Source organism: Pauljensenia sp. 20925_1_27 (assembly GCF_041432835.1).
Classification (GTDB): domain Bacteria; phylum Actinomycetota; class Actinomycetes; order Actinomycetales; family Actinomycetaceae; genus Pauljensenia.
This window is the reverse complement of record NZ_JAPWAH010000034.1, coordinates 1-10,927: the sequence shown is the minus strand read 5'-3', so window position 1 is coordinate 10,927 and position 10,927 is coordinate 1. Positions and strand designations below refer to the sequence as shown.

At 63.8% G+C, this 10,927-nt stretch carries 3 protein-coding genes and 2 tRNA genes; 4 read left to right on the top strand and 1 reads right to left on the bottom strand.

The genetic code is table 11. The features are described 5' to 3' along the window. Positions 1-1,442: 1,442 nt before the first annotated feature. Positions 1,443-2,321 (bottom strand): Mbeg1-like protein, encoded by an 879-nt coding sequence (locus tag O3684_RS10085; RefSeq protein ID WP_500066789.1) that lies wholly within the window; start codon positions 2,319-2,321, stop codon positions 1,443-1,445. A 123-nt stretch (positions 2,322-2,444) separates the two neighbouring features. On the opposite strand from O3684_RS10085, the gene O3684_RS10080 reads away from it, so the two are divergent. The 4 genes from O3684_RS10080 (at position 2,445) to O3684_RS10065 (ending at position 10,027) form a co-directional block, all read left to right on the top strand. Continuing rightward, positions 2,445-2,521, top strand: a tRNA-Ile gene (locus tag O3684_RS10080). Positions 2,522-2,551: 30 nt separating this feature from the next. Next, complete coding sequence (locus O3684_RS10075) at positions 2,552-2,686, top strand: DLW-39 family protein (RefSeq protein WP_285098988.1); 135 nt, start codon at positions 2,552-2,554, stop codon at positions 2,684-2,686. An 11-nt stretch (positions 2,687-2,697) separates the two neighbouring features. Beyond that, positions 2,698-2,770: transfer RNA gene (locus O3684_RS10070), tRNA-Ala, on the top strand. 408 nt (positions 2,771-3,178) lie between these two features. Beyond that, on the top strand, positions 3,179-10,027 hold the full coding sequence (locus tag O3684_RS10065; RefSeq protein WP_500066791.1) for an SdrD B-like domain-containing protein: 6,849 nt from the start codon (positions 3,179-3,181) through the stop codon (positions 10,025-10,027). The last annotated feature ends 900 nt before the right edge of the window (positions 10,028-10,927 follow it).

The window sequence follows — 10,927 nt, the reverse complement described above, 5'->3', positions numbered from 1 at the left end:
CAACCCATGCTGGCCCTGCCAACCCATGCTGGCCCTGCCGCCGCCCGCGGGTGCTGCATCTCGGTCCTGTGGTTGCTCCGGTTCCTTCCGCACTTGTGGTGCCAGTTGTGGTGTCGTGGCTAGCCCCAACTCTGCCTCGTGTTCGGTACAAAATTCTCCCTGCTCGGCTTCTTGGTGGTGAAAGCGGTACAAAACTCTCCCTGCATGCGTAGATTGCGCCAAATTGGGCCATTTCGGGTGTGCTGGGAGAGTTTTATACCGGAAATGCGGCGAGAGGGGGCGTGCGGGGAGAGTTTTGTACCGGAAGTGGGGCCGTGCAGCTCGTGCTGGGAGAGTTTTGTACCGCACATGCGGTGAGAAGGGGTGTGCTGGGAGAGTTTTGTACCGAAGTGGCGCGGCGTGGTTCTTGTTGAGTGAATAGTGTCGTGCCCAGGCGTAGTCCTCGTGCCAGTTGGCGGGCTGTGGCAGCGCCCTGGCGCTGCTCATGGGCACTGCGGCTGGGCTCTTCGGGTCCGCTGGCACCCTCCGCACCAGTGGGGTCAGGTCGCTGATGGTTAGTGCACTGGAGGGCCTACGTCTGCACGCGCGAAAAAGTTGCCCTGCGTCGCTGTTAGATCGTGAAAGCGCGAAAAAGTTCGCCCCGCGCGCTCACAACACCCCAAATTCGGCGTTTTTGCGCGTGCTGGGCGAGTTTTTTCGCGGAAGAGCCGCCGGAGGGGCCGTGCTGGGCGAGTTTTTTCGCGCCAAGCGGCCCTGCGCCGGTCTTGGAGGCGACGCGGCGCACTTCGGGCTGGCTGCGATGGGGGTTTTGCACTACATGACGCCCTTCTGCGGCGTGTCGTCGGCGTGTCGGACCCCCGTGTCGTGCAATTCCCCCCGATTGGTGACGGCGCGGCCGCTGTTCGAGGTGGTATGGCGCCCAAATCGCAGACCACCTCGGTGAAAGACGTTGAAAATGGGGTGTTGTGGGCGAGATGGTCTACGTTTTGGGCGCACCAGTGTCTGGCGGTGGTGCGTTGTTCGCACGTGAACCCGCTATTGCGAGCGGTCACCCGCTATATCGCACGTGAACCTGCAACTTAGCGCGTGGGCGGGGTCGCCCAGGCTCGCATGAGCGGGTTAACGTGCGCATGAAGGGGCCCACGTGCGCATTAGCGGGCCCACGTGCGCATTGGTGGGACCCGAATGGGGCCGAGTCGCGTCGTGAGGGCTGGATTCGTCGCCGTGGGAGTGATCATGAGGGGCGTTGGTGGCAGCTGGGCCCCACCACTGGCAGCCTTAACCCGCTTATGCGCAGCTAAACCCTATTGGTGGCATGGTGGGCAGCCCACCTAGGTCACCGCCTGTCGGGTTAACGTGCGCATGAGCGGACCCACGTGCGGATTAGCGGGTGAACGTGCGCGAGTAAGGGCCCCAAGTGGCCACCTGTGGGAGCGGCGTCGCTAGATGGTGCCAATCCGCGTCGGGCGGGTCCGAAGAAATGCGCGAAGAACACTCCGCAACACGCGGCCCGACCGTGATGGCTTACGCCCATCCAGCTCCAAGGAGGCGCCTTCCAGGCACCACGCATAGGGGTTATGGCTCAAAGGACCAGGCCACCCAGATGCTACGACCGTCGTCGGCGCGGGCAGGGGAAGCAGCGGGCTCACCCACGAGCCCGCCGTCACGTAGATACGCATACTCCCGTTGATGCCGTCGAAAAATCCGTCGTCGATAGCAGCGGCAGGGAAACCAACGGGATCGAAGGCATGCACGAGAGAAAGCGTCGGGGGAGTGGTAGCCGCGGCAGCATACAGCGCAAGGTTCGCGCCCTTCGAATGCCCGACCACGACGATCGGTCCCGCAGCGCGCGACGCCGCATACGCGAGGTAGTTGGCGGCCCACTGCTGCGAATCAGTCGGAAAATCGAGAACAAAGCGGGCATCCTCCGCCCACCCCACCGCGCTCGCATCCGTGCCGCGGAAGACCACGTAGGTGGTCCCGGCCTCGTCGATGAAGGTGGCGGCGCCGAACTGAGCGAGTGGGTGCGTACCCAACCGCGTGACCGCATCGCGCACGCGGAGCCCCCCGAATCGCTCGCTGCAGCCGGCTACCTCGAGTAACTGACGATCCGCGTGCGTCGGTGATGAATAGCGATACAGAGAAGGGATGGACGAGGCCTGGGCGACCTCCCGGAGCAGGCAGCCGCGCGGGGAACGAGGCCCCGGCAGCGCGTGGAAATCCACGTAGACCAGGCAGGTCAAGGCGAGGGCGTCGGCGGGGGAGAGGTCCGCCTGAAGCGGCGAGTGAGCCTGGCGAACGTAGTCAAAGATCGTTGCCACGACGCGCTCATTCCCTCCTGTGAGAGCGGTGAAAACTCGTCGTGTTCGACGTCACGAACTCTCGATTTTGCCGGATGGCCCTGTGCTGTGTACTATATCCGAGTGCCCGAAAGGGTGCCGGTTGGGCCTATAGCTCAGTAGGTTAGAGCGCAGTCCTGATAAGACTGAGGTCGGTGGTTCGAGCCCACCTAGGCCCACCATCCGCAGGCGAGCGAAAGCGGAGGATCATTATGAAGAAATGGGTCACCTGTTGTGTGGCTGTCGGATCCGTCGTGGCCGTAGGCATCGTCGTTCGACAAATTCTCGTTGATCTTTCCGACAATGCTGACCTGTGGACGTCCGTGACGGACACCGTGGAGGATTGAGTTCCTCCGACGGGGCTATGGCGCAATTGGTAGCGCACCTGCTTTGCAAGCAGGGGGTTACGGGTTCGAGTCCCGTTAGCTCCACGTTTTACCCGCAACCTGATGGTTGCGGGTTTTTGTTTGTGAGTTTCATCAATCCGTATAGGATGAAGGTCCTGATGGGGCCCGATTGTGCAGTCGAAAACGATTTGTCCGACCACCTGGTTGTTCGTGGGATAACGACGAGGCCGTTGTCCACAGAGCTGCAAAGTGGCCTATTAGCCGTCGTCACGACCCCTGTTTTTCCACAGCCTTGTGCACAGTTGTGTATAAACCGTGTGGACGGTTGTTTGCCACGCTGACCTCACTGCATAAAAACTGACCTTCCATGGTGAAGTTAGAGGGCTCCTGACCTCAGCAAATACCTCCTTCACACTTGCTGTGAAACCCGTAGAATTGGCGCGGAATATGCTGTTTTCGCACACTCAGGAGAAGTCTGTGCACATCAATCACATGTGGTCGAAGGCATCCAAGCCAGCCCAGCTGCTTGCCATGCTCGTCACGACCGCCCTCGTCATGATTGGCGTCACGACGCTGCCCACCTATGCGGCAGCGCCGACGCTCAAGCTCGCAATCAATCCCGATACGACCTCGTACCTCTCCGGGGTCGAGCAGCGCTACGTCGTCGAGTTCTCGTGCGCCTCCACCACGGAGGACTGCCTCGACTCGGTCGTCACCATCACACTGCCCCACACCGTGACGCCCGCGGGTAACTCGAACCTCGACTCGGCCCCCGAAGGCGTCAACGCCACGGCCACCGCCGGCAAGAAGGTCGTTACCCCCACGATCACGGCGCCGACCGCTAATGCCGACGGTCTCGTCACCTACAACCTCGGAACCGTCGCCGCCGGCTCCTCGTTCCAGACGGTCCTGACCTTCACCGCCCCGCGCGGAGTGACCCCCGGCGGCTCGACCGTCACCCCGGTCGCAACCTTCACCTCCGGCGAGAGCAAGCAAACCTCGCAGGCGACCGTGACGATCAAGTCCGAGCCGACGCCTCTCCTGAGCAAGACCGGCCCGGTTGCTACCCCCAAGAACGTCGACGTGACGTACCAGATCACGCCGAAGTACGACACCAACGTGGACGGCCTCAACGGCAAGTCCAACATGACCGACGTCGTCATCACCGACCCGCTGCCGCAGTGCGCGACGTACGTGTCCTCCTCGGCCTCGGGTAACACCAAGACGAACTCGGCCGCGACCGTCGAAAGCTCCTACGACGCCGCGACCCACACCGTCACCTGGAACGTCGGCGACGTGAACCCCGCGTTCATGAACATCGTCCTGTCCGTCACCGTCCACTACGACGACACCTGCACGGAGGACACCGTCACCAACACCGCGAAGCTCACCGGCTCGGAAATGCACAACGAGACCAACGTTGTCACCGCCAACGCCTCCTTCACGCACCGCTTCGACAGCGAAGTCCGCTACGGCGGCGGCTTCAACAAGCGCGCCATGAGCCAATTCGAGCGCGGCAAGCAGGGTAACTGGCTGTACAGCTACTCCAACACCTCCAACGTCCCGGTCGTCATGGAGTACACCGACTACATGACCTGTGGCCTCGTGTCCCCGACCGACGGCTCCAAGGACTGCTCCAAGCCCCTCATGCGCGTCAAGACGATGGACACCCAGACGACGACGCCCATCGAAATCACCTACTGGACCAACAAGGGCAACACCGGTACTCAGACCATCTACCGCGGCAAGGCATTCGACTTCTCCTCCTTCGCCGCCGACGAGTACCTGACCGTCTTCCACTACAAGCAGACGATCCCCGCCGGTGAGTCTTCGATCCTCAACGTCGCCGGCCCGGTCGGCGCAGGCACCCCCACGACCGAAGACGGCACCACCTACGTCCAGGCCGACACCAACTCCGCCGCATGGAAGGCCGGCAAGTCCGACCAGTACGTGCGCGTCCAGAACTGTGTCTCCGACTGGTCCATGAAGTCCCTCGACGGCTCCCGATCCATCCAGATCCCCGCCGACGACTACTGCGACATCCTCACGCTGGGCACCGCGCTGCCCAAGTACTACAACGCCAAGTCCACCATCAGGGGCAACCTGGCGTCGCCCGGCTCCGAGGTCACGTTCAGCGTCACCGCGAACAACACCTCGACCATCGTCGACTCCCAGCCCGTCATCTCCGACCTGCTGCCCTGCGGCATGACCTTCGTCGAGGGCTCCGTCACGGGCGGCCCCTCCGGCAAGGACAAGACCGTCACGGTCCGCGACGTCACCGACGCCACCGGCTGCACCCGCCAGCTCGTCCAGGTCACGTGGCCCGGCTACCAGACCAAGGGTGGCACCACCATCCAGCTGCGAGGCAAGGTCGGTTCTTCGATGAGCGCCGGCACGCACAGGAACGAGGCCTACATCTCCGCGGCCGAGCCCGAGTACGCGCTGACCTCCAAGACGACGACCATCTGCTTCTACGGCTCCACCGACGACACCTACGACGTCAACGGTGACGGCAACACCGCAGACCAGGTCTGCCCCGTCTCCTCGACCTTCACGGTCTCCGAGCAGGCCGGTGCCGACGTCGTCCTCGAAAGCCTCGGCTCCATCGAAGGCTCGACCTACAAGAAGTACACCGACGGCGTGTCCGTCATCCGCCAGGGTGAAGACGGCCAGTACCGCATCACCCCCACCAACTCCGGTAACGCGGACCTGTCCGACATGACCGTGTACGGCATCCTGCCCCACGTGAACGACACCGCCATCCAGGGTTCTGATCCCCGCGGCTCCGAGTGGGAACCCATCCTCACCGGCCCCCTCCAGGTTGGCACAGGCTCGGGCATCGACCCCTCGCAGGTCACCATCGAGTACTCCACCTCCTTCAACCCCTGCCGCGGCGAAGTCATGAACCAGGGCGACGCCATGGCAGCCGGCCCCGCTGGATGTGACAACAACTGGACCGCCACCCCGGCCTCGTGGGCCGACGTGAAGTCCTACCGCATCTACATCAACGGCAAGGCCACCCCGATCAAGGCCGGCGCCTCGATCCCGATCATCGCGCCCATCAAGGCCCCCGATAACGCGACCGGCATCGCCTACGAGTCCGTCGCGATCGCGGCCACCCAGGCCTCGAACAACCGCGCCATCCTGCCCGCCGAGCCGATCAAGGTCGCCATCGCCCTCGCGCTCGACGTCGCCCTCAACAAGACCGTCGTCTCCGACGCTTCCAACCTGAAGCCCGGCGACCAGGTCACCTACCGCATCGACGCCGGCAACATTGGCCAGGGCAAGGCCCCCGACCTCAAGGTCAAGGAAGCCTTCCCCGCGGGCACGACCTTCGTATCCGCCGAGACGCACAAGTGCACCTCCGGCTACACGAGCGGCCTGCCCCATGAATGTCAGGGCACCGACGAGGCCGGCACCTTCGACGGCACCACGTGGGCCATGGGCGACATGCTCGCCGGCGAGTACGCCTCGCTCTTCGTGACCGTCACGCTGAATGCGGGCACCGAAGGCCAGACCCTGAACAACACGGCTTCCTTCGTGAACCCGCCCGAGTACGACCTCGTGCCCGGCAACAACTCCTCGACGGCGTCCATCTCCGTCAAGCACCGCGTCTCCGGCAAGGTGTACTACGACGCGAACGAGTCCTCCTCGTACAACAACGGCGAGGAGCCCTTCAAGGACGTCACTGTCCAGCTGATCGGCGCCGACGGTAACGTCGTGGCCACCACGACGACCGACGCGGACGGCAACTACTCCTTCACCGGCCTCGACGCCGGGACCTACACGGTCAAGGTCACCAAGGCCGGCGAGCTGGCCAACCTCGACCAGACCGAGGACCCGGACTCCACCAAGGACAACGCCTCCGGCGCGATCACCCTGAACGCCGACCACCCCGTCCAGGAGAACGTCAACTTCGGCTACGTCAAGAAGCACGCGATCTCCGGCGCCGTCTACCTCGACCAGAACCGAGACAAGACGAAGAACACGGGCGACATTGACCTGTCCGGTGTCACCGTGAAGCTGGTTGACCCCTCCGGCAACGTCGTGGCCACCACGACGACCGACGCGGACGGCAACTACTCCTTCACCGGGCTGAGCGACGGCACCTACACCGTCCAGGTCGACAAGACCGGCCCGCTCGCCGACACCGAGCAGACTGAGGATCCCTCCGGTCAGGCAGACTCCCGCTCGCGGGCCATCACGTTTACCCGCTCCGATCCGGATGTCATCAACGTCAATTTCGGCTACGCCGAGGACTACACGGTCTCCGGCACCGTGTACTACGACAAGGACCGCTCCGAGACCCTCAACAACTCCGAGCCCGGCTTCGACGGCATCACCGTGAAGCTGCTCGGCGAGGACGGCCAGGTCGTCGCGACGACCACGACGAAGGCAGACGGCACGTACTCCTTCGCCAAGCTGCCCGCCGGCAAGTACACGGTCAAGGTGGAGCCCTCTGACCTGCTCAAGAAGCTCGAGCAGACCGAGGACCCGGACGGCACCAAGGACAACACCTCTGGCGTTGTCCAGGTCAGCCACGACAACCCCTCCGTGAAGAACGTGAACTTCGGTTACGCCACGAACTACACGATCAAGGGCACGATCTACCGTGACGCCGACCGCTCCGAGACCCTCGAGGACGGCGAGAAGCTCTACCAGGGCGTGACCGTCGACCTCCTGGACAACGCCGGTCACGTCGTGGCCACCACGACCACCGACGCTCACGGCGCCTACGCCTTCACCAACCTCGAGGAAGGCACCTACAAGGTGCGCGTGCGCAAGGAAGGCCCCATCGCCGACCTCGTCCAGACCGAGGACCCCGATGGCACCAAGGACAACACCTCCGGTGACATCACCCTCGAGCTGAACGACCCGATCAAGGAGAACGTCAACTTTGGGTACATCTCGAACAACTCGATCTCCGGCACGATCTACCGTGATGACAACCGCTCCAACTCCCTGAACGGGGGCGAGGCCGGCTACCCCGCGCAGACGGTCCAGCTCCTCGACAAGGATGGATCGGTCATCGCGACCACCACGACCGACGCGAACGGCAACTACTCCTTCGACAACCTGCCCGACGGCACCTACTCCGTCAAGGTCGTCAAGGACGGAGCCCTCACCGACCTCGAGCAGACCGAAGACCCGGACGGCACCAAGGACAGCGCCTCCGAGCCCATCGTCCTCAGCGAGGACAACCCCACGAAGAAGAACGTCAACTTCGGCTACGTGCCCGACTACTTCATCAAGGGAACGATCTACCGCGACGGCAACCGCTCCGGCGCGCTGGACACGGACGAGAAGCTCTACGAGGGCGTGACGGTCAACCTCGTTGACGCCGACGGCAACGTCGTCGCCACGACCACGACCGACGCGGACGGCACCTACTCCTTCGACAAGCTCCCCGCGGGCACCTACTCCATCAAGGTCGTTCAGGATGGCCCCATCGCCGGCCTCGAGCAGACCGGTGACCCGGACGCGACGAAGGACAACGCCTCTGAGCCGATCACGCTGAACAACGACAACCCGTCTAGGACGGACGTCAACTTCGGATACGTGAACAACAACTCCCTGTCGGGCACCGTCTACCGCGATGACTCGCGCAACGGCGACCAGGACGGCACCGAGCCCGGATACTCCGGCGTCACCGTCCAGCTCCTCGACGCCTCCGGAAACGTCATCGCCACCACGACGACCGACGCGAACGGCAACTACTCCTTCTCCAAGCTGCCCGACGGCACCTACTCCGTCAAGGTCGTCAAGGACGGAGAACTCGCCGACACCGAGCAGACCGAGGACCCGGATGCCACCAAGGACAACGCCTCCGAGCCGGTGACCCTGGGTGAGGACAACCCCACCAAGGACCACATCGACTTCGGTTACGTGCCGGACTACTCGATCCACGGCCTCGTCTACCGCGACGGTGACCGCAACGAGACGCACGGCGCAACCGAGAAGGGCTACGCCAACCAGACCGTCAAGCTGCGCGACAAGGACGGCAAGGTCGTCGCGACCACCACGACGGACGAGAACGGCGCCTACTCCTTCGAGAAGCTGCCCGCCGGCGACTACACTGTCAAGGTCGTCAAGGACGGTGCCCTCACCGACCTCGACCAGACCGAGGACCCGGACTCCACCAAGGACAGCGCCTCCGGCGTCATCTCGCTCAGCAACGACCACCGCACCCGCACGGACGTCAACTTCGGCTACATCGCCAACAACTCCATCAACGGCACCATCTACCGCGACGGTGACCGCGATGGTCGCAAGGGCGACACCGAGGGACGCTACTCCGGCGTGACGGTCCAGCTCCTCGATAAGGACGGCAAGGTCATCGCCACCACGACGACCGACAAGGACGGCAAGTACTCCTTCGAGCACCTGCCCGACGGCACCTACTCCGTCAAGGTCGTCAAGGACGGCGTGCTGGCCGACGCCGACCAGACCGGCGACCCCGACAACAAGCTGGACAACGCGTCCGAGCCGATCACCCTCGACGAGGACAACCCCACCAAGGGCGACGTCGACTTCGGCTACGTCCCCAACAACACCATCAAGGGAACCGTCTACCGCGACGACAACCGCGACAAGACGATCGACGGTGACGAGCCCGGCCTCGAGCGCGTCAGCGTCCAGCTCCTCGACGAGGACGGCAACGTCCTCCAGACGCTCGACACCGACGCGGACGGCAACTACGCCTTCCAGCACCTGCCCGACGGCAAGTACACCGTCAAGGTCGTGCGCTCCTCGTCCATCAAGGACTACGACCAGACCGAGGACCCCGACGCCACCATCGACGATACCTCCGCGGTGTACACGATGGGCCCGGAGAACTCCCTGCAGGAGAAGGTCAACTTCGGCTATGTGCCCGACTACTTGATCGCTGGTCGCGTCTACCGCGACTCCGACAAGTCCGGCTCCTACACCGACGGTGAAGAGACCTTCTCCGGCGTGACGGTCGACCTGCTCGACAAGGACGGCAAGGTCGTGGCCACCACGACGACCGACAAGGACGGCAAGTACTCCTTCGAGAAGCTGCCCGCCGGCACCTACCGCGTCAAGGTCCACCCGGACGGCGACCTCGCCGGCCTCGACCAGACCGAGGACCCGGACGGCATCGCCGACTCCATGTCCGGTGAGATCACGATCGGCTTCGAGAACCAGTTGGTCACCGGCGTGAACTTCGGTTACGTCGCGCCTGACGTCCCGGCCGTGGAGCCGAGCCTGAAGCAGCGTCTCGCACGCACCGGCTTCGACGGCCTCATCGGTGGAGCGGGCCTGGGAGCGGCCGTCGTTGGCGGCATGTTCCTGTGGATGCGTCGCCGTCGCCAGGACTGACGGCCATTCGGCCTGAGCGGGCCGGGGAATACCGGCCGTCGCTCGGCTAATCCTCGACGAGGCAGTGGCTGAGTGAGCCGACAAGGGGCGGGTACTTCGGTACCCGCCCCTTTGGCGTTTCCGGGCGGTTGTGTGGGTGTTGCGTGTGGGCCGGGCTGCTTGTGGCCTCACGGGTGTTCTGGGCGCGGCCTGATCTCCGACCGCCGCGAGGCCTGCCCGCCCGCTCGCCGTCCGCGCTGCGAGCTTTCAGCTCGGCGCGTCGGCTCGAAGCCCGGCCAGGCCCCGCAGGCCTCGCGGCGGCCTCCAATCGGGCGGCGCCCTCCACACCAGTGGCGCCTGCGGTGCTGTGCGTGGCGGCGCGTCGGCTCGTTGTCCGGCCAGGCCCTGCAGGCCTCGCGGCGGCCTTCAATCGGGCGGTGCTTGTTGTCTGTGTGTTGCCGGCCAGGCCCCGCCACCGCCCACAGGCACCGCTGCCAGGCCCTGGGTTGCTGTATGCGGCCCAGTTGTGGCTGTCAATCATCAATTTCGCATGCAATTCCCCAGCAGGTTGTTCAAACATTGAATTTGCATCGTTGGAATTGCAACGTTTTCTGGGTTTGTTGAAATTTAGTCAAATCGAATTGCATGCGACTTTTGCCTATCCGGGCTCTGCTGCCGCTCATCAATTCCGCACGTAATTTCCCTGCAGCTTGTTCAAACATTGAATTTATATCGTTGGAATTGCAACGTTTTTGGGTGGTCTCGAAAAATGACCGTGGGAAATTATGTGCGAAGTTTGTGTGGGGTGGTCTCGATGTCGCGTCTCGCAGCTCGGCTAGCTCCTGCCGCCGTCCACCGGAACTGCGGCCTCGCCTTCAGGTTTTGCCGACGCGCTTCGCACCTGTGGTGCCTGGAGTGCTG